The sequence below is a fragment of the Vibrio antiquarius genome, from assembly GCF_000024825.1.
Taxonomy (GTDB): domain Bacteria; phylum Pseudomonadota; class Gammaproteobacteria; order Enterobacterales; family Vibrionaceae; genus Vibrio; species Vibrio diabolicus.
Genome location: NC_013456.1, coordinates 2737361 through 2763383, shown reverse-complemented (window position 1 = coordinate 2763383; position 26023 = coordinate 2737361). Strand labels below are relative to the sequence as shown.

General features: G+C 45.9%; 25 protein-coding genes and 1 tRNA gene. 14 read left to right on the top strand and 12 right to left on the bottom strand.

Annotated elements, in window-relative coordinates:
* Positions 1-80: 80 nt before the first annotated feature.
* A complete protein-coding gene (gene argS, locus VEA_RS12760) occupies positions 81-1814 on the bottom strand; it encodes an arginine--tRNA ligase (protein ID WP_012842044.1) in 1734 nt (577 codons plus the stop codon).
* A gap of 220 nt (positions 1815-2034) precedes the next feature.
* On the opposite strand from argS, the gene VEA_RS12755 reads away from it, so the two are divergent.
* Positions 2035-2631, top strand: a complete 597-nt coding sequence (locus VEA_RS12755) for a VOC family protein (RefSeq protein ID WP_012842043.1) — start codon at positions 2035-2037, stop codon at positions 2629-2631.
* Positions 2632-2703: 72 nt separating this feature from the next.
* Here VEA_RS12755 and VEA_RS12750 read toward each other — a convergent pair whose 3' ends face one another.
* From VEA_RS12750 to purU, 3 genes are all read right to left on the bottom strand, one after another.
* Positions 2704-3072, bottom strand: coding sequence for a hypothetical protein (locus tag VEA_RS12750; RefSeq protein WP_012842042.1), 369 nt, complete (start codon positions 3070-3072; stop codon positions 2704-2706).
* 4 nt (positions 3073-3076) lie between these two features.
* Positions 3077-4693 (bottom strand): serine protease, encoded by a 1617-nt coding sequence (locus tag VEA_RS12745; RefSeq protein ID WP_012842041.1) that lies wholly within the window; start codon positions 4691-4693, stop codon positions 3077-3079.
* A 203-nt stretch (positions 4694-4896) separates the two neighbouring features.
* On the bottom strand, positions 4897-5730 hold the full coding sequence (purU, locus tag VEA_RS12740; protein WP_005382206.1) for a formyltetrahydrofolate deformylase: 834 nt from the start codon (positions 5728-5730) through the stop codon (positions 4897-4899).
* Between the two features lie 218 nt (positions 5731-5948).
* Here purU and yoaA point away from each other — a divergent pair, with 218 nt between their 5' ends.
* The 7 genes from yoaA to rnd all read left to right on the top strand — a co-directional run bounded on the left by yoaA (position 5949) and on the right by rnd (position 13442).
* Positions 5949-7889, top strand: coding sequence for a DNA repair helicase YoaA (yoaA, locus tag VEA_RS12735; protein WP_006743347.1), 1941 nt, complete (start codon positions 5949-5951; stop codon positions 7887-7889).
* Between the two features lie 29 nt (positions 7890-7918).
* Positions 7919-8620: a tRNA (adenosine(37)-N6)-threonylcarbamoyltransferase complex dimerization subunit type 1 TsaB gene (gene tsaB / locus VEA_RS12730; protein WP_006743346.1), complete on the top strand. Its 702-nt coding sequence runs from the start codon at positions 7919-7921 to the stop codon at positions 8618-8620.
* Positions 8621-8680: 60 nt separating this feature from the next.
* Entirely contained in the window at positions 8681-8986 is a 306-nt protein-coding gene (locus VEA_RS12725; protein ID WP_012842040.1) for a hypothetical protein, read from the top strand.
* Positions 8987-9027: 41 nt separating this feature from the next.
* A complete protein-coding gene (locus tag VEA_RS12720; protein WP_012842039.1) occupies positions 9028-9585 on the top strand; it encodes a Slp family lipoprotein in 558 nt (185 codons plus the stop codon).
* Between the two features lie 6 nt (positions 9586-9591).
* Complete coding sequence (locus VEA_RS12715; protein WP_006743344.1) at positions 9592-10446, top strand: alpha/beta fold hydrolase; 855 nt, start codon at positions 9592-9594, stop codon at positions 10444-10446.
* 106 nt (positions 10447-10552) lie between these two features.
* Complete coding sequence (gene fadD, locus VEA_RS12710) at positions 10553-12244, top strand: long-chain-fatty-acid--CoA ligase FadD (RefSeq protein WP_006743343.1); 1692 nt, start codon at positions 10553-10555, stop codon at positions 12242-12244.
* Positions 12245-12323: 79 nt separating this feature from the next.
* Complete coding sequence (gene rnd, locus VEA_RS12705) at positions 12324-13442, top strand: ribonuclease D (protein ID WP_041853052.1); 1119 nt, start codon at positions 12324-12326, stop codon at positions 13440-13442.
* Positions 13443-13525: 83 nt separating this feature from the next.
* Here rnd and minE read toward each other — a convergent pair whose 3' ends face one another.
* From minE to minC, 3 genes are read right to left on the bottom strand one after another with little or no spacing between them, the layout of a single operon-like run.
* Positions 13526-13789 carry a cell division topological specificity factor MinE gene (gene minE, locus VEA_RS12700; protein ID WP_005396037.1) on the bottom strand — a complete coding sequence of 88 codons (264 nt, stop codon included), beginning with the start codon at positions 13787-13789 and terminating at the stop codon, positions 13526-13528.
* 2 nt (positions 13790-13791) lie between these two features.
* A complete protein-coding gene (minD, locus tag VEA_RS12695; protein ID WP_005388331.1) occupies positions 13792-14604 on the bottom strand; it encodes a septum site-determining protein MinD in 813 nt (270 codons plus the stop codon).
* 17 nt (positions 14605-14621) lie between these two features.
* Positions 14622-15284 carry a septum site-determining protein MinC gene (gene minC / locus VEA_RS12690; protein ID WP_005382304.1) on the bottom strand — a complete coding sequence of 221 codons (663 nt, stop codon included), beginning with the start codon at positions 15282-15284 and terminating at the stop codon, positions 14622-14624.
* A gap of 197 nt (positions 15285-15481) precedes the next feature.
* Between minC and VEA_RS12685 the strand changes: the two genes are divergently transcribed.
* The 4 genes from VEA_RS12685 (at position 15482) to VEA_RS12670 (ending at position 19276) form a co-directional block, all read left to right on the top strand.
* Positions 15482-15763, top strand: coding sequence for a YcgL domain-containing protein (locus VEA_RS12685; protein WP_005382303.1), 282 nt, complete (start codon positions 15482-15484; stop codon positions 15761-15763).
* A gap of 48 nt (positions 15764-15811) precedes the next feature.
* Entirely contained in the window at positions 15812-16783 is a 972-nt protein-coding gene (locus tag VEA_RS12680) for a lytic murein transglycosylase (protein WP_006742883.1), read from the top strand.
* 91 nt (positions 16784-16874) lie between these two features.
* Positions 16875-17819 carry a LysR family transcriptional regulator gene (locus tag VEA_RS12675; RefSeq protein WP_005396032.1) on the top strand — a complete coding sequence of 315 codons (945 nt, stop codon included), beginning with the start codon at positions 16875-16877 and terminating at the stop codon, positions 17817-17819.
* A gap of 257 nt (positions 17820-18076) precedes the next feature.
* On the top strand, positions 18077-19276 hold the full coding sequence (locus tag VEA_RS12670; protein WP_031780514.1) for a NupC/NupG family nucleoside CNT transporter: 1200 nt from the start codon (positions 18077-18079) through the stop codon (positions 19274-19276).
* A 67-nt stretch (positions 19277-19343) separates the two neighbouring features.
* Here the strand turns inward: VEA_RS12670 and folD are convergent, their stop codons facing one another.
* Complete coding sequence (gene folD / locus VEA_RS12665) at positions 19344-20204, bottom strand: bifunctional methylenetetrahydrofolate dehydrogenase/methenyltetrahydrofolate cyclohydrolase FolD (RefSeq protein ID WP_005396027.1); 861 nt, start codon at positions 20202-20204, stop codon at positions 19344-19346.
* A 203-nt stretch (positions 20205-20407) separates the two neighbouring features.
* Here folD and VEA_RS12660 point away from each other — a divergent pair.
* Together VEA_RS12660 and VEA_RS12655 are read left to right on the top strand one after the other, a co-directional pair.
* Positions 20408-20484, top strand: a tRNA-Arg gene (locus tag VEA_RS12660).
* Between the two features lie 163 nt (positions 20485-20647).
* Entirely contained in the window at positions 20648-22339 is a 1692-nt protein-coding gene (locus VEA_RS12655; protein ID WP_006742880.1) for a class I SAM-dependent methyltransferase, read from the top strand.
* A gap of 94 nt (positions 22340-22433) precedes the next feature.
* On the opposite strand, the gene VEA_RS12650 is transcribed toward VEA_RS12655, so the two are convergent.
* From VEA_RS12650 to VEA_RS12635, 4 genes are read right to left on the bottom strand one after another with little or no spacing between them, the layout of a single operon-like run.
* The gene (locus VEA_RS12650; RefSeq protein WP_006742879.1) at positions 22434-23657 is read right to left on the bottom strand and encodes a beta-ketoacyl-ACP synthase; all 1224 of its coding nucleotides are present in this window, start codon (positions 23655-23657) and stop codon (positions 22434-22436) included.
* Positions 23654-24379 (bottom strand): 3-oxoacyl-ACP reductase FabG, encoded by a 726-nt coding sequence (gene fabG, locus VEA_RS12645; RefSeq protein ID WP_012842035.1) that lies wholly within the window; start codon positions 24377-24379, stop codon positions 23654-23656. Before fabG ends, VEA_RS12650 begins: the two co-directional genes overlap by 4 nt.
* Entirely contained in the window at positions 24376-24840 is a 465-nt protein-coding gene (locus VEA_RS12640) for a hotdog family protein (RefSeq protein ID WP_012842034.1), read from the bottom strand. The genes fabG and VEA_RS12640 overlap by 4 nt, the downstream gene beginning before the upstream one ends.
* Positions 24833-26020 (bottom strand): beta-ketoacyl-[acyl-carrier-protein] synthase family protein, encoded by a 1188-nt coding sequence (locus VEA_RS12635; protein ID WP_006742877.1) that lies wholly within the window; start codon positions 26018-26020, stop codon positions 24833-24835. The genes VEA_RS12640 and VEA_RS12635 overlap by 8 nt, the downstream gene beginning before the upstream one ends.
* Between the last annotated feature and the right edge of the window lie 3 nt (positions 26021-26023).

Below are 26023 nucleotides of genomic sequence, written 5' to 3'. Positions count from 1 at the left end.
AAAACAAAAGGTTGGCGCTTTCACGTCAACCTTTGTCATCATTTAGCTTGTGCTACTTAAGCTAACTACGTAAAAGCGGATTACATACGCTCTAGAGTATCGATACCCAGTAGAGACAGACCTTGCTTGATGGTCTTCGCTGTTAGCGCAGCTAGTTTCAGACGGCTTTGTTTCACTGCTTCGTCTTCAGCAACTAGGATAGGGCACGCTTCGTAGAAGCTAGAGAACTGACCTGCTAGTTCGAATAGGTAGCTACACATGATGTGTGGTTGGCCTTCGCGAGCAACAGATTGCACCGCTTCTTCGAACTGCATAAGTTTAGCAATAAGTGCTTTCTCTTTCTCATCAGTGATTTTGATGTCACCTTGGAGAGCATCCATAGCAACACCAGCTTTAGCGAAAATTGAAGCTACGCGAGTGTATGCATATTGCATGTATGGTGCTGTGTTACCTTCAAACGCTAACATGTTGTCCCAATCGAACACGTAGTCAGTCGTACGGTGTTTAGATAAGTCAGAGTATTTAACCGCTGCCATTGCAACTGTTTTAGAGATCTTCTCTTTTTCTTCTGCATCTAGTTCAGGGTTTTTAGATTCGATCAGCTGTGCTGCGCGAACTTCTGCTTCATCCAGAAGATCTGCCAAACGAACGGTACCACCCGCACGAGTCTTGAATGGCTTTCCGTCTTTACCCAGCATCATGCCGAACGCGTGGTGCTCAAGAGATACAGACTCAGGCACGTAGCCCGCTTTACGAACAATCGTCCAAGCTTGCATTAGGTGCTGGTGTTGACGTGAGTCGATGAAGTAAAGCACACGGTCTGCGCTTAGCTCTTCATAACGATATTTTGCACATGCGATATCTGTTGTTGTGTATAGGAAACCACCATCGCGTTTTTGAACGATAACGCCCATTGGTTCGCCATCTTTGTTCTTGTATTCATCTAGGAATACAACTTGCGCGCCATCATCTTCAACGGCAAGACCTTGTTCTTTTAGGTCTGCAACGATCTTAGGAAGCATGTCGTTGTACATGCTTTCGCCCATGACGTCGTCACGAGTCAGTGACACGTTTAGACGGTCGTAGTTGCGCTGGTTTTGGATCATGGTTACATCAACGAGTTTTTTCCACATTTCTGCACAGTACTCGTCACCGCTTTGCAGTTTTACCACGTAGTTTCGCGCCTTTACTGCGAACTCTTCATCTTCATCGTACAGCTTTTTCGACTCACGGTAGAAGCCTTCGAGGTCCGCAAGTTCCATAGAAACTTCGCCAGACTCTTGTTGTACACGCTCAAGGTTTGCGATAAGCATGCCAAACTGAGTACCCCAGTCGCCGATGTGGTTCGCGCGGATCACTTTGTGACCTAGGAACTCAAGCGTACGTACTACCGCATCACCGATGATGGTTGAACGTAGGTGACCAACGTGCATTTCTTTTGCTACGTTTGGTGCAGAGTAATCAGCGACGATGGTTTGTGCTTCTTCTTTAGCTACGCCAAGACGTTCGTCTGCTAGCGCCGCGTCGGCTTGTTTCGCAAGGAACTCTTCGCTTAGGAAAATGTTGATGAAACCAGGGCCAGCGATTTCTGTTTTGCTCGCAATACCATCTAGGTCTAGAACATCCAGTACTTTCTGTGCAAATTCTCGAGGGTTAGTACCCAGTTTTTTAGCAACGCCCATTACGCCGTTTGCTTGGTAATCACCAAATTGTGGCTTTGCTGATTGGCGAACGGCTGCAGGACTGCCTGCAGGTGCGCCAGCGGCTTCTAGAGCCTGAGATACTTTGTCATTAATAAGTGCTTGGATATTCACACGCGTTTCCTTCAATTCAAGGACAAAGAACTCGGCAAAATGTACGCCGAGCTCTGTTAGAGTTCACAAAAATGGGGCTAATCATAACAACTTTATTGCTTTTCATACAGAGATGAATAGGCGAAATTTTTACTTTTTCGATTGAATGGAAATGTGGCTTAGTTTGCGTTTACTATTGCGCTCAAAGTAATGAGATAAATCGCCCCATAAGAGAGCCATAATGACGACTCAACTAGTTGAAAAGCGCCTAACGCCTGAATTGATGATCCAAGATCTGGACGCATTTATGGCGAAGATTGAAGAGCTTGCAACCCTGTTAAAACTGGATCTGAGCTTTGCTCAAGCTGACCATATTGCGCTGCGTATTAATGATACTGAAACAGCGAAAGCCGCGCATGAAGCATGGAATCAATACGGTAAGGTGATTTCACAAGCGAAAATAAACGGTCGCCCAATCATCGTTATCGAATTCGACAAAGCGTTGGAAAGCCGTGGCTGGAAGATTGAGTGTCTGGAGCTGCCATACCCTGCGGAAGGCAAAATCTACCCAAATGAAAGCTGGGAACATGTGGAGTTTGTGATTCCGTCTCATGCCGAAACCGCAGATGAGTTTCTTGCTGATTTGAAACACACTTACCCAGCGTTTGGCGCGCGTTTTGATGAGTTAAAAGAGCTGGGTGTAAAGAGCAAATTGTCGAGCCCGAAAGGGGAAGGCGAACGCTTGAACAACCCAACCGTGGCGTTTAAGTACCAAGGCATTTGTATCAAGCTGCACCCGCATTCACTTAAGCGTATTGTGGAGTCTGAGCAGGCGTAAAACGCTAGAGTGAAAATTGCTGAGTTGCGAGAGGCAAAAAGGGAGCTGAGGCTCCCTTTCGTAAGCGAATCACTATTTAGCTGGTGACTTGCTTTTTGGGTTGGTAATGGAAAGCTTTTTGCCTTTCAACTCTTCGTCTAGAGTTAGTGTGAAAGTCTTTGGAAACGGCATTCGTTTACAATGATCCACTTTGTTCCTGACGATTGTGAGCAGGGCTTCCGTTGAAGAGTTTTGCTCTATTTTTAAGCTAAAGTCATCGTTCTTACTGCAGCCATTAGACTCGGCGATAAATGAAATTTGACTATCGCTAGTTCGGTACGCTTCAACCATGACGACTTGGTGTTCAGACTCTTGACCTTGCTGCATTTCTGTATTTGCCGAGCAAGCGACTAAGCTGATTGAGCTCAAACCAAGCAGCATTGTTTTGAGTATATATTGCATCTTGTTATCCTTTTTTGCGACGCAGGAAAGGACCTGCAGCTAGCAACATCAATAGGCTAATCGAGAAGCTGCCGCCTGAACTCGATGTTTTTGTTACGCTGCTCTCGCTAGTGTTATCTGAACTAACTGACATCTTGATATTGCGAATATACGCTTGCGCGTTGTAACCACCGCTAAACTCGTAGTTTTTCAGATAAGCAAAAGTAACCGTGTTTGACTTCCGGTAAAGATCGATAGAAAGTTCATTGTACTCAAGAAGCTGGCGAGTGTAGTCATACTCTTGGCCATTGACGTAAACGACAAAAACATCGAAACCATCTGACAAGACTTTAAAGTCCATTGATAGTTTGCCTTTTGGAAGATCGGTTAAATGCAAGATGGATGCACCAGTAGACATTCCCATTTCTGCTGACTGAAGTTCACCATTTTCAGCGGTCCAAGCGTGTTCATTGGTGTACACGTTTGCGCCAGCTAGCGTAACGGCACTGCTCAATGAGCTGCTTGCTTTATCAATACCACTATATATTAAGGTAGTCGAAAGTTTAGATAGTTTCGGATGATCAGTAGAGACTTCAATCGTTTCAACTGAGTGCGAGTAGCTTGGGTAGTAGCCTACCGTAATTTGACAGCTCTGAGATGGTGCCAGTGTCGCAGTACAGGTATTTTTGGCGAGGCTGATTCCGCTTGTTAGGGTAACGCCCGTGATGTTGATTGGCGTATTCACCTCGTCATTACGAATAGTAAAGGTCTCTTGCTGCGCTTTTCGCTCAACGAAATGAAGATCTCGATACTGAGTGTAGCTGATAGTATTACGATGACTATCTATCCAGCCGTTATGCTGAAAATGAGCGACGTTTGCATAAACACCATAAGCATTTGGTTGAGCACATCCATCCCCCCAACTGACTACGCCTAGTAATTTGTTGATGCCGTTATCATCAACGATGAGCGGACCGCCGCTATCTCCTTGGCAGCTATCTTTACCTCCCCAATAGTATCCGGCGCAAATGCCGTCATCTGATACATTAGAGTAATTTCCCGATAGGTTTTGGCAGGTAGCTCGATCTACGTATTCCAAATCTACTTGTTGTAAAACGGTTGGGTATATTCTGTCTGTCGTGGACGTATTTCCCCATCCAGCCACATGCAACTTGTCTCCCACACGCACGCTATCTAAAAGTTCTGGCGTTGCCAGATCAATAGTTGCGCTATCGACATTGCGTTCTAATTCGATAAGAGCGATGTCATTGTTCGTTGTATTACTGTTATATGCAGTATGCGAGTAGATATTGTTAACCGCGATGCGCTGCGCGTGAGACTCGTTGTTTTGATCATAAAGACCAAGAGCGATATCAATATCGTCCGCATTAAGACCTTCCACACAGTGCGCAGCAGTTAATACGTATTTTCCACCAAGGAAACTACCGCCACAGAAGTGACCAATAGATGTTGGCTGTCCTTTACGGACCAGTGAAGCAATAAACTTCCAGTCGGAAGTATTAGCTGGCTCGCCGCCAATAATGCGAGTGGATACATCATTCTGAACAGGCTTAAGAGTATCTGCGATTGTGGTTGCTGGCAAAGTCAGCCCAATCAGAAAAGCCACTAACGTTTTTTTCATTTTAATTCCGTAATATTAACGTGGTTTATTATAAGGGGTCCAAATGATAAACGGAATCATTCTCTCAGTAAATAGTTGTAGTGAAATGAAAAATTATAATATATCGGTTTAATTTTGATGGTTAGAGTCGGGGGATATCCCTGAAAAGATGAAACCCGCCAAGTTGGACGGGTTTCATTCTCTTTGTAACTAGTGCGGAAGGATTACAGGATCACTGTTTTATTTCCATAAACAAAAACGTGGTCGTTAATGACTTTATTCAACGCTTTGCTCAACACATTCTTTTCTACATCGCGTCCCGCTTGTGCCATATCTTGGGCATTGAATGTATGGTCGACAGGAATGACGTCTTGCTTGATGATCGGCCCTTCATCTAAATCATTAGTCACGAAGTGTGCTGTTGCACCGATGATTTTCACACCGCGATCGTAAGCTTGCTGATATGGCTTCGCGCCAATAAAAGCAGGTAAGAAGCTGTGATGAATATTAATGATTTTGTGGTGGTATTTCTCAACAAACGTCGGCGTTAATACGCGCATGTATTTAGCTAGCACCAAAAAGTCAGCATCGTATTGATCGATCACTTCTAGCATCTTCTGCTCGTGTTCTTCACGGCTAAGGTTTTCATGGGTCACGTGGTGGTAAGGAATGTCGAAGCGCTCGGTGAGAGTTTGAAGTTTGTCGTAATTCCCCACCACAGCGGCGATCTCAACATCTAGGCTTCCATCGTAGGTTTTCATCAGAATATCGCCTAAACAATGCGCTTCTTTTGTGACGAGAATGACGATGCGCTTACGGCGAGAGCCAACCAATTTACGCTTAGCACCTTGCGGGAGGGCTTGGTCCAAGTCGGCAAGAAACGTTTGATCGTTGAAGTATCCCTCCAACTCCGTTCTCATGAAAAAGTGGCCACTGGTATTATCAACAAATTCGTTATTGTGAACGATGTTGAGTTGGTGCTTGTAACAGATATTAGTGATTTTCGAGATGAGACCCGGGGCGTCAGAACAGTGGGTCAACAGTGTTTTCTTTTCCATAAATCAGGTACTTCCATGCATTAATATTTTAGCGTACGAATTTGTTATTATTCCCAGGCGGGTGTAACTGTACTGCCATGTTTCACCATAAATAATCTATTCTTACGTTGGTTTCAACAAAATATCCGTGCGTCGCCGCAAGCTGGCCAGATTGTGGGCTGATGTCACTCCTATTCCTCTGATATACTCTCGATAATTTTTCAAACTCAATACCAAGCATGATCGCAAAAACTTTTTCCTCTGATGGCGCGTTAGGTAAGGCCATTCCGGGCTTTCAAGCTCGTCAGCCACAAATCGATATGGCGGAAGCCGTCAGCAGTGCGATCAAAGATCAAACCCAGTTGGTGGTAGAGGCTGGAACCGGAACCGGTAAGACCTTCGCCTACCTAGTCCCAGCGCTGTTGAGCGGTAAAAAAGTGATCATCAGTACAGGCTCGAAAAACTTGCAAGAGCAGTTGTACCATCGTGACTTACCGCTCATGGTCAATGCGCTTGGTTTTTATGGTCAAGTGGCGTTATTAAAAGGGCGTTCTAACTATCTGTGTTTGGATCGTTTGAGCCGCCAAATGGTCGAAAGCCACACTAATGAATCTGACCCGACGTTATTAACTCAACTGGTTAAAGTGCGTGCTTGGTCATCAGAAACCAAAACAGGTGACCTTGGTGATTGTGATGATCTGCCAGAAGACAGCATGATCATTCCGACCATCACTTCAACCAATGATAACTGTTTAGGTAAAGAGTGTCCGAGCTACACCGATTGCTTTGTATTGAAAGCGCGTAAGCGAGCCATGGATTCCGACATTGTTGTGGTGAACCATCACTTATTTCTTGCTGACTTAGCGATCAAAGAAACAGGATTTGGTGAACTGATCCCAGAAGCCGATGTGTTTATTTTTGATGAAGCTCATCAGTTGCCAGATATTGCGAGCGAATATTTCGGCCAGTCAGTTTCAAGCCGTCAAATTCATGATCTTGCCAAAGACATTGAAATAGCCTACCGCACCGAAGCCAAAGATATGCGTCAATTGCAAAAAGTGGGCGACAAACTCATGCAAAGCGCAATGGACATGCGGATTGTACTGGGTGAGCCAGGCTTTCGTGGCAACTGGCGTGAGGCGTTGCAATCAGGGTCTATTAAGCGAGAATTATTGCGCTTAACTGATAGCCTCGAATTGGCGATTGATGTACTCAAAATAGCCTTAGGGCGCAGTCAATTACTGGATACCGCCTTTGAACGTGCCAATTTGATCAAAGGCCGCATCGACCGGGTATGCGATGTCGATATTACCGGTTACTCATACTGGTACGATACCTCGCCTCGTCATTTCGCTCTGCACATTACGCCTCTTTCTGTCGCGGACAAGTTCCATGAGCAAATAGAGATTAAACAAGGCGCGTGGATTTTCACGTCAGCAACTCTAGCCGTATCGGGCGACTTCAAGCACTTTACTGAGCGCCTTGGCCTCAAGCCTACAAAGCAATTTTCTCTGCCGTCCCCCTTTGATTATCAAAAACAAGCGCGCCTTTGTGTGCCAAGGTATCTGCCAGAGCCAAACAGTAACGGCTTAGCGGATAAGTTAGTCCGAATGCTTGCTCCGGTGATTGAAGAAAATGATGGTCGCTGCTTCTTTTTATGTACCTCGCACAGCATGATGCGTGAACTAGGTGAGAAGTTCCGAGAAGTACTTGATCTGCCTGTGTTAATGCAAGGGGAGATGAGTAAGCAGAAAACCTTGGCGGAGTTTATGGAACTGGGTAACGCTTTACTCGTGGCGACAGGCGCTTTCTGGGAAGGGATTGATGTTAGAGGTGATGCGCTGAGCTGTGTTATTATCGACAAATTACCGTTTACCGCCCCTGACGATCCGTTACTCAAAGCCCGTATCGAGGATTGTCGATTACGTGGTGGTGAACCATTTGCTGAAGTACAAATCCCGGATGCAGTGATTACGTTAAAGCAGGGTGTAGGGCGATTAATTCGAGATCAGAAGGATCACGGTGCGTTGATCATTTGTGATAATCGCCTTGTCACGCGAGACTACGGTGGTATTTTCCTCGGAAGCCTACCACCTATCCCAAGAACGCGAGACTTAGATGGAATCAAAGCATTCCTGAAAGCAGAACAATCTGTCACAGACGCAAGTGCTGAGGCATAACCCAATAAATGAGAGTTGTAGAGAGTTAAATGAGCGCAAAAATTCTTGCTATCGATACAGCGACTGAAAACTGTTCAGTTGCGTTGTTGGCTAATGATCAAGTGATTTCACGTAGCGCGGTTGCACCACGCGATCACACCAAAAAAGTACTGCCAATGGTTGATGAAGTACTCAAAGAAGCTGGCCTGACTCTACAAGAGCTGGATGCGTTAGCGTTTGGACGTGGTCCAGGTAGCTTTACTGGCGTTCGTATCGGTATTGGTATCGCACAAGGTTTGGCGTTCGGTGCTGACTTACCTATGATCGGCGTTTCAACGCTGGCTGCAATGGCTCAAGGTAGCTATCGCTTACATGGTGTGACCGATGTCGCTGTGGCTATTGACGCACGTATGGGTGAAGTCTACTGGGCACGTTACACTCGCCAAGCAAACGGTGAGTGGGCAGGGAGGGATGCAGAGTGCGTAATTCCACCAGCACGTCTAATTGAAGAAGCACAAGCAGACGACAAAACGTGGACGACAGCAGGTACGGGTTGGGATGCCTACCAAGAAGTATTAGCAGACCTACCGTTTAATTTGACGCATGGCGAGGTTCTGTACCCTGATTCACAAGACATCGTGATTCTTGCTGAACAAGAATTTAAAAAGGGTAATACTGTGCCGGTAGAAGATTCTAGCCCAGTTTATCTACGCGATAATGTGACATGGAAAAAACTTCCTGGTCGCGAATAGTCCGTTTTTCATTAACCTGACAAAAAGCAGGGCGTTTGCCCTGTATTTTTATGGAGTGCTATGGCGTCGATTAATGGCTTGCCTCCTTCTTTGATTCCCGGTGCAAATCGCACTAATAAAGTCAGCAAAAAGAAGCAGGTAGATAAATCACAAACAAAGCAGCCTGTAGGTCAGCCTTCAAAGGTTGCTAACGCTGTGGCGCACTCCATAAAACACGTGGATGAGTCCCAAATTCACCGAGCTCAAGTGCAATATGACCTTCCTGAAGGGAGCGCACGTAAAGCAATGGAGCAGTACATGGATGTCATGAATCGAGCTAAAAAAGAGGAACTGGCTCAATTACTTGGTGTCGATATTTACGTGTGAGATCTCCCCTGCTTGGGGTTACTAATATTGAAAGGTGGTTTATGAAGGTTTTTGGACGGTTTTTTCTCGCATTATTTGCTACGGTTGGTTTGTCTGCGTGTAGCTCGTTGCCAGAGGAGCTAAATGCAAGCACAGAATTGGTCGTTACAGACTATAAAGCTTTTGCTGAGTCTCAGGGGCAAGTGAGTGAAGATGTTCGCCTTGGTGGAATCATCGCTAAAGTGGATAACTTCAAAGATAAAACCCGTCTAGAAATCGTAAACCTACCAATCAGTAAATCTGGTAAACCGGATATTGATGAAGAGCCAACGGGACGTTTTGTCGCCTATTTTGATGGCTATTTAGAGCCCGTCGCCTTTAGTGAAGGCCGCTTGTTGACGGTTGTAGGTAAAGGCGCCGGAGAAGAAGAAGGAAAGATTGGTGAGCACGAATACGTATTCCCGATCATTAAGGGGCAAGGCTACCGTTTGTGGAAAATTGAAGAACGTGTACGCATGTATGACTCGCCAACCTACTTTTACCCATGTTACTCGATTAACTGCCGCATGTGGCGTAATGATTTCCCACAAGACGGTAAAGTGATAAAACAGGTCAAATAATCTGCGATGCATGAGCGTCAATTCGAGCTTCCTGCCGGCAAAATGGCAGCCCTTGAGATAGGGAACGAGAAAACGGCTGACTTGTCAGTCGTTTTTCTTCATGGGTGGTTAGATAATGCGGGCAGCTTTAAAGCGCTCATGGAGCAGTTGAACCAACTTAATCCTCACTTACACCTCCTCGCCATCGATCATTTTGGTCACGGTTTATCGAGTCATAAATCTCACGATAACTATTACCCCTTTCACGACTATATTGCCGATTTATATCAGTTGTTGGACGAATTATCGCCAAACAGACTGATATTAGTAGGGCATTCACTTGGTGCTTTAATCGCAAGTTGCTATAGTGCTGCGTTTCCAGAGCAGGTCGAAGCTCTTGTGCAAATTGAGGGAGCAGGACCTCTTACTGAAGATCCTACTAACAGTTTGCCTCGTCTTCGCGATGGCGTTTTAAGTCGAATAAGACAGCAAAACAAGCCAGAGCGAGCCATTGCCTCCTTCGATCTGGCGTTAAAATTACGCGTGCAAGCCAACCAATTAACCGCTGAGCAGCTTCTGCCGATAGTCGAGCGAGGAACGGAGCAGCGAGGAGATAAATGGTATTGGCGGCATGACGCCAAGTTAAAATGTGCGTCGCTTTACCGAATGGCGCAAGCGCATGCTAACTCGATTACCAGCCAAATACGTTGTCCTCATTTGATCGTATTAGGCGATCAAGGATTTCAGAATTTACCATCTAACCAAGCTGATTGGGGAGAGAACCCGCCGCAAGTGGTTTCTGTCAAGGGTGGTCATCACTGTCATTTAGAGCAAATACTCGAGGTCGCAACGCGAATTCTTGGTGTAGTTAACAAAATTTAAACAAGTGTTTGAGAGTTGCGTGCTCAAGCACGTTCGCTGTGCTGTAATAGCTTTCAAAATAAAAAGGACGCTATTTTTTAGCCAGTTATAAACGAGGAGTAACATCGTGGATAAACCATGGCTTTCACGTTATCCAAGTGACGTACCTGAAACCATTAATCCAGAGCAATATGAGTCTTTGGTAGAAATGTTTGAGCAGTCTGTACAAAAATATGCAGACCAACCGGCATTCATGAACATGGGCTCGGTTATGACCTTCCGTAAATTGGAAGAGCGTAGTCGCGCATTCGCAGCGTATCTGCAAAACGAGTTAAAACTGCAAAAGGGTGACCGTGTTGCTCTGATGATGCCAAACCTACTGCAATACCCAGTGGCGTTGTTTGGTATTTTGCGTGCAGGTTGTATCGCCGTAAACGTTAACCCACTTTACACTCCTCGTGAACTTGAACACCAATTGAATGACTCAGGTGCGACGACGATTGTGATTGTATCTAACTTTGCGAACACGCTAGAACAAATCGTCGATAAAACACCAGTTAAACACGTGGTGTTAACCAGCCTTGGTCAAATGCTGCCACGAGCGAAAGGTACGATTGTCGATTTTGTCGTGAAGTACGTTAAGGGCATGGTGCCTAAGTACGATTTACCTGGTGCAATCTCAATGCGTCAGGCTCTACGTAAAGGTCGTCGTCTACAATACGTTAAACCGTTTATGTCCGGGGATGACATCGCATTCCTGCAATACACGGGCGGTACGACAGGCGTCGCGAAAGGCGCGATTCTTACACACCGTAATATGATTGCGAACGTTTTACAGGCGAAAGGCGCGTACGGGCCGGTTTTATCTCCAGGCCGTGAATTGGTCGTGACAGCGCTACCGCTGTATCACGTATTTGCTCTTACCGTAAACTGTTTACTGTTTGTCGAAATGGGTGGCCGTAACCTACTTATTACGAACCCTAGAGATATTCCAGGGTTCGTGAAAGAGCTACAAAAGCATCCGTTTACTGCGATTACGGGCGTGAACACCTTATTTAATGCTTTGATCAACAACGAAGACTTCCACGAGTTGGATTTCAGTAACCTACGTTTAGCCGTTGGCGGCGGCATGGCAGTGCAGCGCTCAGTGGCAGAAAGATGGCAGAAGACCACGGGTTGTTACCTACTAGAAGGCTACGGCCTAACCGAGTGTTCTCCATTGGTTGCGGCATACCCGCATGACCTTGTTGAATACAATGGATCGATTGGTCTGCCTGTGCCATCAACAGAAGTTCGTATTGTGGACGAAGAAGGCAATGCGCTTCCGAATACTGAAACTGGTGAACTTCAAGTTCGTGGTCCTCAGGTTATGCAAGGCTACTGGCAACGACCTGAAGCAACGAAAGATACGATCAACGAAGACGGTTGGTTATCAACGGGCGACATTGTTAAGTTCGATGACGAAGGCTTCCTGCACATCGTTGACCGTAAGAAAGACATGATCTTGGTATCAGGCTTTAATGTTTACCCGAACGAAATCGAAGACGTTGTAGCACTGCACGGCAAAGTCCTTGAAGTGGCTGCTATTGGTCAACCGCACGAAGTCTCTGGTGAATTAGTGAAGATCTACGTCGTGAAGCGCGACCCGAGCTTGACCAAAGATGAAGTTATTACGCATTGTCGTCAGCACTTAACTGGCTACAAAGTACCTAAGTTGGTTGAGTTCCGTGAAGACCTCCCTAAAACCAATGTCGGTAAGATCTTGCGTCGTGTTCTGCGTGAAGAGAACGACGCTGAACTCGCGAAGAAAAGCGCATAAGCCGATTTCGTCGAGTCGAGAGATTTAAAAAATGATAGAATGCCAGCGTTTTGCTGGCATTTTTTATAGCGAGAAGTATGTGAATTATCAAATTATTACCAAAAACAAAGATCTAGAAGAAGTTTGCATTCACGCCCGAGAGGCAGATGTAGTGATGCTGGATACCGAATTCGTCCGTATTCGCACTTTCTACCCGCAGTTAGGTCTGATTCAGCTTTTCGATGGTAATCGCCTCTCGCTGATTGATCCGACCGAATTAACGGATATGACGCCGTTCGTAGCGCTATTAAAAGATACTTCTGTGCTAAAAGTGCTGCACGCCTGCGGTGAAGATTTAGAAGTTTTCCAAAACGCATTTGGTTGTACGCCGTTCCCTATGGTAGATACACAGTTGATGGCGGCCTTTCTTGGCCACGGTCTATCAACAGGCTTCGCATCGCTGGTGGAAGAATATTTAGGCGTAGAGCTCGACAAAAGTGAATCACGTACTGACTGGATGGCTCGACCGTTGACGCAAAAGCAATTAGATTATGCTGCTGCAGACGTGCATTACTTGTTACCGTTATACGAAAAGCTGCTCGATAAGGTGACGCAAGCAGGTTGGTGGGAAGCCGTACAACAAGAAAGTGATTTGTTGGTTTCAAAACGAATTCGCGTCACTAATGAGGAGAATGCCTACCTTGATATTAAAGGTGCTTGGCAGTTAAAACCTTCTGAACTGGCGATTTTAAAGCCATTGGCGATGTGGCGTTATCGTGAAGCAATCAAACGAGATTTAGCGCTGAACTTTATCTTCAAAGAAGGTGACCTATTAACAGTCGCTCGTCTTGGCTTAACTAACTTTAAGAAGATGGAAGCGGAAGATATTGATATCCGAGCGATTAACCGCCATGGCGCGAAGATTGCCGCTATTGTTAAACAAGCGAAGCAAACACCTTCTGAAGAGTATCCAGCAAAAATTGAACGCTTAATGGATTATCCAGGTTACAAACAAGTCTTCAAAAATATGAAAGACATAGTGAAATCGGCGTCGCAGAAGTCTGGCTTAGCGACGGAGTTCCTTGCTTCTAAAAAGCAGATTAATCAGCTGATCAGTTGGGTGTGGAAAAAAGATTGCGATCCAGAAGTGTTGCCTGACTTGATGCAGGGCTGGCGCTTGGACCTGCTCGGCGACAAGATGAACAAAGCATTAAAGTAATAAAAGATTAGATTAAAAGGTTGGCCTCGGTGCCAACCTTTTTCATTCTAATCTGAGCATTCAATCTCGTGAGGAAAAGTGGTTTACTTCTCGTCGTCTGGTAGCTTCACATTGAGCTCAAGAACTGAGATATCGTCGTCTTTGTGCTCAAATGTTAAGTCAACCATATTTGGATCAATTGCCACGTACTTACTGATCACCTTCAAGATGTCCTCTTTCAATTGAGGCAAGTAAGAAGGCGCAGGATCATTTTGGCTGCGGCGCTCAGCAACAATGATTTGCAAACGCTCTTTAGCTAGATTCGCAGAAGTTTTCTTCTGTGGGCGGAAAAATTCTAATAATGACATGTCTAGCCTCCAAAGAGTCGTTTAAAGAGTCCTTTCTTCTCCTCAGTAAGGAAACGAAATTCAACCTGATTGCCTAATAAGCGATCAACGGTGTCAGAATAAGCCATGCCCGCATCGGTGTTATCGTCAAAAGTAACCGGTACACCTTTGTTTGACGCGTTAAGCACGGCTTGGCTTTCTGGAATCACGCCCAGTAGTGGAATATGTAAGATCTCCTCTACGTCCTCAACGCTTAGCATTTCGCCTTGAGTGACGCGAGATGGGTTGTAGCGAGTCAGTAGCAGGTGCTGTTTTACTGGCTCTAGCCCTTGTTCTGCGCGCAGGGACTTAGAATCTAAAATACCGAGAATGCGGTCAGAGTCACGCACAGAAGAGACTTCTGGATTCGTTGTGACAATGGCTTCATCGGCGTAGTACAAGGCCATCAATGCGCCTTGTTCGATACCTGCTGGTGAATCACAAATAATGAAATCAAAGCCCATTTCATCAAGTTCGCCGAATACGCGCTGAACACCATCTTTTGTCAGTGCGTCTTTATCACGAGTTTGAGAAGCAGGAAGAATGAATAGGTTGTCCGTGCGCTTATCTTTGATCAGCGCTTGGTTTAATGTCGCTTCGCCGTTAATGACGTTTACAAAGTCATACACGACACGGCGCTCACAGCCCATGATTAGGTCGAGGTTACGCAAACCGATATCAAAATCGATCACCGCGGTCTTTTTTCCCTTCAGAGCTAGACCAGAGGCGATGGCTGCGCTTGAAGTGGTTTTACCAACGCCACCTTTACCAGACGTTACTACAATAATGCGTGCCATTTTTTTTCCTTTTTAGATTAAATCGCGAGAACTTCTAAATGTAATGACTCATCGGCTTTACTGATCATTACTTTCTTTTGCCAGTACTCGCTTTCAATTTGATCGCTTAACCAGTAGTCACCCGCAATGGATACCAGTTCTGCTTGTAAATCGTGGCAAATAATACGCGCTTCCTGCTGACCACTTGCGCCTGCAATCGCACGGCCTCGAAGTGTGCCATGGATATGAATAGAGCCGTCAGCGATGACTTCAGCACCAGCACTTACGTGCGCTAACACTACCAAATCACCATCTTTCGCGTAGATCTGTTGTCCTGATCGAACAGGCGTGCGAACTACTTTCGTTGGTGCCATTTTGGCTGGCGCCTGGCTTGGTGATTTGCTTGCCGACATAATGGCGAAGCCAGCTTCGGAAGCAAGATTTTGTACACGCTTGTCTTTACAGCCCGTTACACCGACCGGAATAAAACCAGCATCTGAGATGCCTTGTTTAAGCTTAGGGAAATCAATGTCGCCTTGTACTTTTGCTATATTGATTACCAAAGGCGCGGATGCAAAAAAAGAAGGTGCTTGAGAAACTTTTTCTTGCAAAAATTCGACAGTCTTTGCGATCTCATTGTCAGAAAGGTGTAAAACTGACAATGTAAAACTGCTACCTTTAAGGTCTGGTGAATGGGTCATCGTGGACTTCTTGCCTTTATTGAAAGAGCGTTGCCTTAAACTAGGTCTGTCATGTTATATTTCATCCTTTGACGCAGCAAGTTCTCTCGTGGGCAAATAGGTGAATTAATCTCAAATTTGCTATTAAGTTTGCGAGAATTTGACGTTTTCAACCTAATCCGCACTCAACGCGGCTAAATCAGCATAAAAGGCGTGTCATGCTTTGTTCTATTTATAAAAGCTCGAAAAAAGAAGGTACTTATCTCTATATTCCGAAAAAGGATGATTTTTCACAGGTTCCTGACACCTTAATGCAGATGTTCGGTAAGCCTATCGCTGTTATGACGATTAAACTTGATGGCCGTAAATTGGCACAAGTTGATATCGAAAAAGTGAAGGCTTCATTGCAAAATGATGGCTTCTTTTTGCAGGTTCCGCCTCCGCCGGAGAACCTACTAGAAAAGTACAAAGAACAAAAAGCCCAGCAGAAAGGCGAATAACGTCATCGTTTTTCATCTGGGATTTCTGCCTTGCTCAAGGAGGGCAATATGAAAAAAATACTGGCTACCATGCTTAGCGTTGGTGTGTGTACCTCGGCTTTTGCAAGTAGCGAGGGTTTCGATGAATACTTGAATAAGCTGCGTGCTGAAGCGCGTGATAAAGGTATCTCAGAGCAGGTCATTAGTGCTGCTTTTGCGAATGTTGAGTACAAGCCTCGAGCAGTAAAAGCGGACCGAAACCAACCAGAGAAGAAACTGACGTTGGATGAATACATTCCTCGCGCGGTGCCCGAATGGAAGGTGAAGCAAGCAAGACAACTCTATAAGGAGCATTACACCGAGCTAAAGCGTATAGGCGATGAGTACGGTGTGCAGCCTCGTTTTATCGTGGCGCTGTGGGGTGTAGAAAGTAACTTTGGTAAATTTACGGGTAACTTCAAAGTGATTGACGCGTTGTCTACAATGGCATTTGAAGGTCGTCGTGAAGAGTTTTTCCGTAAAGAGACCATGTCGGCATTGCAGATCCTCGATCAAGGCCATATTGAACTGGAAAACTTTAAGGGTTCATGGGCTGGTGCGATGGGGCAATGTCAGTTTATGCCAAGCTCTTTTCTTCGTTTTGCCGCTGACGGCAACGGGGATGGTAAAAAAGACATTTGGCAATCTGAAGCCGACGTGTTTGCATCAACCGCTAACTATTTGAGCAAGTCCGGCTGGGATGACAAATACATTTGGGGTCGCCAAGTGAAAGTCCCTAAAGGCATTGATCGCAGCTTAGAAGGGCGCACGGCTGAAAAAGGTAAATATCTTCAGGAGTGGAGCAAACTTGGTATCACAAAATACGATGGTAGCCCGTTGCCAAAACTGGATGAAGACATCAAAGCATGGTTGATCATGCCGGACGACGAGAATGGTCGTACGTATCTGGTTTACAATAACTACAACGTACTGATGAAGTGGAACCGCTCTTACTACTTCGCACTCGCCGTGAGTCACTTGGCTGACCGAATTAAATACTGAGCTGTTATAAAATAATCACTTGGCATCCAGTATTCAATATGAGGGCTCTTCGGAGTCCTTTGTTTTTCCTATAATCAAATCGAGGTAAAGCGTGTTATCTGAACGTGCCGCACAAATGGTGATTTTCTCCGCTCTTCTTAAACATAAAAGCTTCACAGCGGCTGCAAAGAGCTTAGGCGTGTCGGTGTCTCATGTGAGTAAGCAGTTGAGCCAGCTGGAAGCATCTCTTGGTATCAAGCTTGTTCAACGCACTACGCGAAGCTTTACGCCGACTGAGGCAGGAAAAACCTTTTTTCATCACTGTGAGCAAGTAGTACAAGCGGTGAGCAGTGCCACATTAGAGATGGAAACCCAGCGGGATGAAGTGGCAGGCTTAGTGCGTCTTGGTTTGTCGCAATCATTCGGTACCTTGCACATAATCCCCGCAATTCAAGAGTTGCGCGAACTGTATCCTCAACTTCAAGTGGAGGTGCATTTGTTTGACTATAAAGTCGATATGTTAGCCGAAGGGCTCGATTTATGGGTGACTAACAACGAGCATTTGCCTGAAGGCTACATTGCGCAGCGTTTGACGGATTGCCAGTTTGTTGTAGCGGCGTCACCAGATTACTTATTGAAGCATGATACGCCAACAGAGCCGGATGACTTGTCTTCTCACAACTGTCTTATATACAGAAGCTGGGAGCGTGACTATACGGGGTGGGCGTTTACTAAAGATCAGCAGGAGTTGAACGTAAAAGTTTCGGGCAACTATTCAGTGGATCTGGCAGAAGCCGTTCGGGATGCCGCTATTGCAGGTTGGGGCATTGCCTACCTTGCCACTTACTTACTGGGTGATGAGTTTAGAACGGGTAAGTTAATACAGTTGTTACCGGACTGGAAAGCCAGCCAGTCGATGCCGTTTTATGCGGTGTATCCAAGCCGCCAACATATGCCCAAAAAAATATCCGCAGTGATTAACTTCATCAAACAGAAGATCGGTAACCCGTGTCATTGGGATCAACGTCTAGCGCCTTACATATCTATTCCTAAGTAACAGGATCAATGACGTTATTGAACGACACATAAGGTGATTCACTTCACAAAAATTTTTCCAGAACTAGAAACATCTTTTCTATATAGAAACAATAAAAATAAGCAAACGTTTATATTCTTATAATTCAATGACTTATAATTAAGGTTAATTATTGGGCGCTTAAACTTTTCACACTGTTAACATCCTCAACTTGCAGCATTTTGAGTCCGCTATACAATCCGGTGCCTTCCATATCCCCCTTCTGTCGGATTCATTTTATGAACTCAATTATTGGTATCGTAGCCATACTATTCGTAGCATGGCTACTTTCTACAAATAGAAAAAATATAAAGCTGAGAACAGTGTCGTTTGCGTTTGCTTTGCAGGTACTGTTTGCGTTGTTGGTTTTATATGTACCAGCAGGACGAGATGCGCTGAATTCAGTGAGCAGCGTAGTGTCGAATTTGATCAACTATGGTCAAGAGGGCATTGCGTTTTTATTCGGTAATTTGGCGACAGGGGGCTTCACCTTTGCGATCAATGTTCTGGGTATCATCGTTTTCTTCTCCTCTCTTATCTCAGGTCTTTATCACATTGGTGTGATGCCAAAAATCATTAACTTTATCGGCGGTGGTATTCAAAAGCTGCTGGGTATCGGTCGTGCAGAGTCTTTGTCTGCTACGGCGAATATCTTTGTTGGCACCATTGAAGCGCCATTGATGGTAAAGCCATACCTAAAGCACATGACCGACTCGCAGTTCTTTGCGGTGATGACAGGTGGTTTGGCTTCTGTTGCTGGTGGAACGTTGGTCGGTTACGCGTCACTGGGCGTTGACCTTAACTACCTGATCGCTGCCGCATTTATGTCGGCACCTGCGGGCTTGTTAATGGCAAAAATCTTAATGCCAGAAGATACGGATAAAGCAGCAGATATCGACATTAGCCAAGTTGAAATTCCACGTGCAACCAACGTAGTAGAAGCATTAGCCGATGGTGCAATGGCGGGTGTACGCATTGCTGTATCGGTAGGTGGTACGCTATTGGCGTTCATCAGTGTCATTGCAATGTTAAACGGCATGCTAGGTTGGATTGGTGACCTTGTTGGGACGCCACTAAGCTTCGAGCTGATCCTAGGTTATGTATTCGCACCTGTCGCTTGGTTATTAGGTGTACCATGGCAAGAAGCAACCACAGCAGGCTCGCTGATTGGTAATAAGATTGTGGTGAATGAGTTCGTTGCTTTCATCCAGCTTGCTGAAGTGAAGTCTCAACTCAGTGAACACTCACAAGCAATCGTGACGTTTGCTTTGTGTGGTTTTGCAAACATTTCAAGTATGGCGATGTTGATTGGCGGACTGGGCTCATTGGTACCTGAAAAGCGTGCATTTGTTTCTAAGCATGGTTTCCGTGCGATTATCGCTGGTGTGATGGCGAACTTAATGAGCGCTTCAATTGCGGGCGTGATTTTAAGTCTGTAACTGAAAGAGATACCTAAAATTAGCAAAAAGGCTCCTTGCGGAGCCTTTTTCGTATCTGAAGTTTACGTTATTTGTCTGTGTGGAACTGCTCGCAAGCGAGCATCGTGTTCTCAATTAAGCTTGCGACGGTCATTGGGCCAACACCACCAGGGACAGGAGTAATAAAGCTCGCACTTTCACGTGCTTTATCGTATTCCACGTCGCCAACTAGCTTGCCTGAATCAAGACGGTTAATGCCGACATCGATAACCACTGCACCTTTCTTAATCCACTCTCCAGGGATGAAGTTTGGCTTACCAACCGCAACCACGACAACGTCAGCTTGACGCACATGACTCTCTAGGTCTTTGGTAAAACGGTGACATGTTGTTGTCGTGCAGCCCGCAAGCAGCAGCTCAAGTGTCATAGGACGACCAACAATGTTTGATGCACCGACCACAACAGCATGTTTGCCACGAAGCTCTATGTTGTAACGGTCTAGTAGGGTAATGATGCCCTTTGGCGTGCAAGAGCGAAGCTTTGGAATACGTTGCGCAAGACGACCAACGTTATAAGGGTGGAAGCCATCCACGTCTTTCTCTGGGTGAATGCGCTCTAAAACATGTGTTGTGTCGATGCCCGCAGGAAGGGGTAATTGCACTAGAATGCCGTCAATTTCATCATCGTTGTTTAATTCATCAATCAGCGCTAGTAACTCTTCTTCTGAGCTAGACGCAGGAAGGTCAAAAGACTTAGAAACAAACCCAACTTCTTCACATGCGCGGCGTTTGCTACCGACATAAACCTGAGAAGCAGGATCTTCACCAACTAGAACCACTGCTAAACCAGGGGCACGTAGCCCAGCTTCAACACGAGCTTTAACACGTGCTGCCACTTCGGATCGAACAGTTTGGGAAATGAGAGTTCCGTCTATATTTTGAGCAGTCATGACTTTCCTTATAAATTAAGAAGGCAAATTATCTGCGGCGCATTGTCGCAGAATTTCTTATTAACATCCATACGCAAACGTTTGCTTTGTGGTGTTTTTGAACATTAAGCGTTTTGATGGACTTTTTTTAGGCATTCAGATCAGAATGTTATGAAAACCCGTTGATTTACCCGTTTGAACTCGTATAATCCTGTCCCTGTAGCGCGCCCTTAGCTCAGCTGGATAGAGCACGTCCCTTCTAAGGATGTGGTCATTGGTTCGAATCCAATAGGGCGTGCCATTTATTCAAAAGCCCCGATAACTCTTTGAGTTGTCGGGGCTTTGTCGTTTTTAGGTTTTTGGCTGTAATTACCACTCTATCTACAACTTTTGAATGGCATTCTAGCCATTGCAATTTCTAGCAATTAATATGGACGCATATTAATTATCTTTCGTTAGTCTTTATGCCTGCCACTTCTAATTTTTATGACCAACACGCCGACTCTTTCGCGAAGCAATACACATCGCTCCAGTTTGAGGATGTCCACGCGAGTTGGAGAGTTTTCTGGCCCCAGGCTGGAGATCGCGTGTTAGATGTTGGCGCGGGCTCTGGTCGAGACGCGAAATGGATGGCTGAACATGGGGGTGAAGTTGTTGCGATTGAGCCTGCTCAAGCACTTCTAAGACTTGGTAAGTCTTACTGTGGCGATTCCGTTACTTGGCTTGAAGATGCATTACCTAAGCTTGAGAAAACCATTAATCTTGGCTTTCGCTTCGATTTAATTCTTGTCAGTGCGGTATGGATGCATCTTGCGCCTACGCACCGTGAACGTGCATTTCGCAAACTTGCAAATTTGTTAGCGCCTAATGGTCGATTGGTGATTAGCCTTCGTCACGGTGACTTTTCTGACGGTCGTAAAGCTTATCCGGTATCGGTTGAAGAGCTCGAAAAGTTTGCAAAGAATAGCGCTTTAATGGTGAGGAACGTATCTCTCGATGATGATCAGTTAAAGCGAACGGGTGTATCTTGGCAAACGGTAGTGATGTCTTTGCCTGATGATGGTTCTGGTGATTTGAATAAGGTTCGTCACATTATCGTCAATGATTCCAAATCGGCTACCTATAAACTCGCACTACTGCGTACTTTACTACGAATTGCAGATGCTCATTCTGGTGCAGTGGTTGATCGCAGCGAAGGTAAAGTTGCCATCCCATTAGGATTAGTTGGCTTATATTGGATTCGTCAATTTAAGCGTTTAATCGATAAAGAGAACATCCAGCAAAGCTCGAACTCGTCTAAAGGGCTAGGTTTTATAAAGCCCGATGGTTGGGGCAGACTTTCCCATTTAAGTCCTGATGATCTTGCTATAGGCGCGACATTTTTTGGCGAAGACGCAGTGGCGCTGGATAAAGCAATAAAAGATAGCTTAAAAACCATAAAAGATGGCCCCGTCGCCTTTACCTATCAGGGCGATAAATCAAACTCTTACTTTGAAATGATTCGTTCAGCTAAGAAGCCAAAAAGTTCAATTGTTGTGGATAGCGAGTTCCTCAAAAGTTATGGGCTGTTTGTGTTGGATGAAAGCCTTTGGGATTGTTTTCGATTGTATAACTCTTGGATTGAGCCGCTGGTGGTCAACCAGTGGATTATGGAAATGCAACGATTTCGGTCTAATCAAGAGCGGAGTATTCCACTGCAAACGTATCACGATTGTTTGGTCTGGATTGATAAAGACCATGATACGCGAGTCGTGCGAAAGAGAATTGAACAGTTGAAGCTCAGCCATTACGACATTGTCAGTGTATGGAGTGGAAGCAAATTACGAAATGAGTATCACGTTGATCACTGTTTGCCTTTTGCTTATTGGCCCAACAATGATAAGTGGAACTTACTACCAACATCTAAGGTTGAAAACCTAAAGAAGCGTGATCGTATTCCTGCTAGCTATCGATTAAACGCATCCAAGTCGCGAATTTTGGATTGGTGGCAGTTAGCGTGGGGAGAGACGGATACTTTGAGTCGGACATTTTTCACTGAGGCTTCATTGTCGTTGCCTAATGTACCTGTATCTTGCCAAGATTTTGAGCATGTCTTTGAAGCGATGGGTTTACAAATTCGTGGTGTTAAAAGTCGCCTTTGTATCGCGGAATGGTAATGTCTTGTTTGCCGTTACAGCGTGATATATGAACCTGATAGGCAACCAACAAAAAAGCGCTGGTTAACCAGCGCTTTTGCATCTACCAAGGGCATTACATCTTTTTAAAGATGATGGAGGTGTTGATGCCGCCAAAGGCGAAGTTGTTACTCATCAAATATTTCACGTCCAGTTCTCGGCCTTGTCCGGCGATGTAGTCTAAATTGCCACATTGCTCGTCGAGGTTTTCTAGGTTGAGTGTTGGGTTGAACCAACCTGTGTGCATCATTTCTAAACCTAGCCACGCTTCAATTGCGCCACACGCGCCTAGTGTGTGGCCAAAGTAGCTCTTGAGTGAACTGATTGGCACTTTGCCCAGAGCATTCGCTGTTGCGTTGCTTTCTGCAATATCACCGCGGTCGGTGGCAGTGCCGTGAGCAGATACATAGTCGATCTTCTCCGCAGGAATGCCCGCGTTTTGCAAAGCCATTTCCATACAGATTTGCATGGTTTCCATCTGTGGTTGAGTGACGTGTGCGGCATCACAGTTGCTGGCAAAACCGATGATTTCTGCATAGATTTTCGCGCCACGAGCGACGGCGTGTTCGTACTCTTCCAGAACCAGTGTTCCCGCACCTTCACCAATCACCAAACCATCGCGATCGGAGTCATAAGGTCTTGGTGTGCTTTTCGGGTCTTCATTCTTCAGACTGGTGGCAAAAAGGGTATCGAAGACAGCGGATTCCGTTGGGCACAATTCTTCAGCGCCACCAGCAACCATTACTGTTTGGTAGCCGTGTTTGATCGCTTCGTAGGCGTAGCCGATTGCTTGGCTGCCAGAGGTACATGCACTGCTGGTTGGGATCACTCGGCCTTTCAAACCGAAAAATAGACCAACGTTCACTGCCGTGGTATGCGGCATCATTTGCACGTAAGTCGTTGCGGTGATCGCTTTCGTGGTTTTCTCATTCAGCATGACACCAAATGCGCCGATTGCGTCGGTACTGCCTGTTGATGAGCCGTATGCGATACCCGTTTGACCGTTGGTTAGCACGTCGTTACCAATCAAACCTGCTTGGCTTAGTGCGTTTTCTGTTGCGACGGTCGCTAATTTGGAAACACGCCCCATGCCACGTACTTGTTTGCGCTTGTAGTGCTTTGGCAGATCAAAATCTAAAATGGGTGCCGCGAGCTTGGTGTTCAAGCCATCATACTGTTCGTAAGAAGGCATGTATTGCGTCGCGTTCTGGCAGTCACGCAGTTTTGGTTCGACAGACTGCCAATCGTTACCAAACGCAGTCACACCCGACATTCCGGTTACAACAACTCGACGGCTCATACTAGGCCTCCGTTTACCGAAATGACTTGGCGAGTTACATAGCCTGCGATGTCAGACATAAGGTAACTGACTAAACCAGCAACTTCTTGTGGCTCTCCCATGCGGCGCAAAGGAATTTGCGGCATCGCGTGTTCTTTTACGTGTTCATCTACCATGCCTGTGTCGATAAGCCCTGGAGCAACGCAGTTGACGGTGATTTTGCGTTTTGCCAGTTCAAGTGCGAGTGATTTTGTTGCACCAATTACGCCCGCTTTCGCTGCGCTGTAGTTAGTTTGACCACGATTCCCCATTAGGCCAGAGACTGATGCAAGCGTAACAATTCGGCCGCCTTTGCGCTTTTGCACCATTGGCATAACACAAGGGTGAAGAACGTTGTAGAAGCTATCTAGGTTGGTATGAATCACACCATCCCATTCTTCTTCGGTCATCGCAGGGAAAGCGGTATCTTTTGTGATGCCAGCATTGTTCACGACGCCATAGTAAGCGCCGTGTTCGGCGATATCGGCTTCTAGCTTCTCTCGACAATCTGCACGGTCACTAATGTCGAATTGGATAAGACGACCGCTACCACCATGCTGTTCGATGGTGTCTAGGGCGTCTTTCGCGCCTTGTTGATCGCCCATGTAATGGACAATGACTTGGAAACCATCTTTGGCCAATTGAACGGCAATGGCTTTACCGATGCCTTTGCTGGCACCTGTAACGAGGACTTGTCGGGTCATTGTTGACTCCTGATTTTCATTTCTTGTAATTTTTCTTCTGATGGAACGTAAACGTTCAATTGGCAAGTCGCTACAACAGTTCCTTGTAGCTCAATATGGGCTGAAAAAACCGCCATACCGTTATCTTCCATAACTTTTTCAGCATACACATCGAGCACCTGTCCGCGAGAAAACGCATCGCATTCAGACGTGTATCGACGGCTACCAAGTAAAAAGCCAATCGGTGGCGCTTGTTCTTTCATTAATGCGTGGTAACCAGACCACGCCGCGACAGATTGCGCCATAAACTCAATGCCAACGTAAGCTGGCACGGTTTGAGAGGCCAAGTCGAAGAACGGGTTGTGTTCTGCGATATCAACCTGGCAGTGAATCGTATCTTGTTGAACATCCAAGGCACGATCGACCAAGATCATTGGTTTGTCGTGTGGCAAAAGTTGTTCGATGGGAGGAAGTTTAGTCATGAGCGTAACCAAAAATAAGACTAATATTATTGCCACCAAAAGCAAAAGAGTTGCTGAGAATCGCTTTGTTACCCAGTTTGGTTGGCGTCTCAACTAACGATATATGGATATCGTCTGCTTTGGTTTCGCAGTGTTGTATTGGCAAATCAAGGTTGTACTTGAGAATATGCCAAGCGATCGCGGCTTCCGTTGCACTTGCTGCGCCTAATGTGTGTCCGGTGAGTGGCTTTGTCGAGCTTACGGGAACGGAGTCTCCAAAGCAGCGATGAATGGCTTTGCTTTCCATCGCATCGTTTAACGGCGTTGCTGTGCCATGCGCGTTGATGTAACCAATGTCTTGCGCTGCAAGTCCTGCATTGGCCAACGCTTTTTTCATCGCTTCTTCTGCGCCTAACCCTTCTGGGTGTGGTGCGGAAATGTGGTGCGCGTCTGAGCTATCGCCAGCTCCGAGAAGAGCAACGGGCGCAGGTGTTTTGCTTAGCAACATTAATGCTGCGGCTTCGCCGATATTGATGCCGTTGCGATGCTGGTCAAACGGCTTACAAAGGGTATCGGATAGAGCTTCTAAACCGTTAAAGCCGTTTAGCGTTAGGCGACAAATGGTATCCACACCACCTACAATGACCGCATCAACAATGCCAGAGCGAATCAGGCGTTGCGCGGTTAAAAAGACGCGACCACTAGAAGAGCAAGCGGTGGAAACTGAGTAATGTGGGCCGCTCAAATCAAAGTAGGCGGCAATAAAATCGCTGCAGTTGCCAAGTTCTTGTTTGGTGTAATGGTAGTCGGCGGGAAACTCACCATTTGCCAGCTTTTCGCCAAATGCGATTTCGCCATCTGAAATGCCAGACGTGCTGGTGCCGATCACGACTGCGATACGGTCACGACCATATTTAGCCATGGCGTCACGCACGTCGCTTTCGATTTGCTGCAAAGCCGAAAGTGCGAGGCGGTTGTTTCTCGTATCAAACTGGCTGAGTGCGGTCGGTAATTGCGGTAACGTCTGTGCAATTCGACCGATTACTGTTTGGCGGCCTGAATTTAAAATATCTTGGTCAACCACCATGTTGGATGGTTTCGCTCCTGATAAACACTGGTGGATGATGGCGTCATCTTGTCCCATGGCAGAGTGAAAGCCACAGGCCTGAATATACAAAGGTTGAGAAGAGCGAATAGGCATATT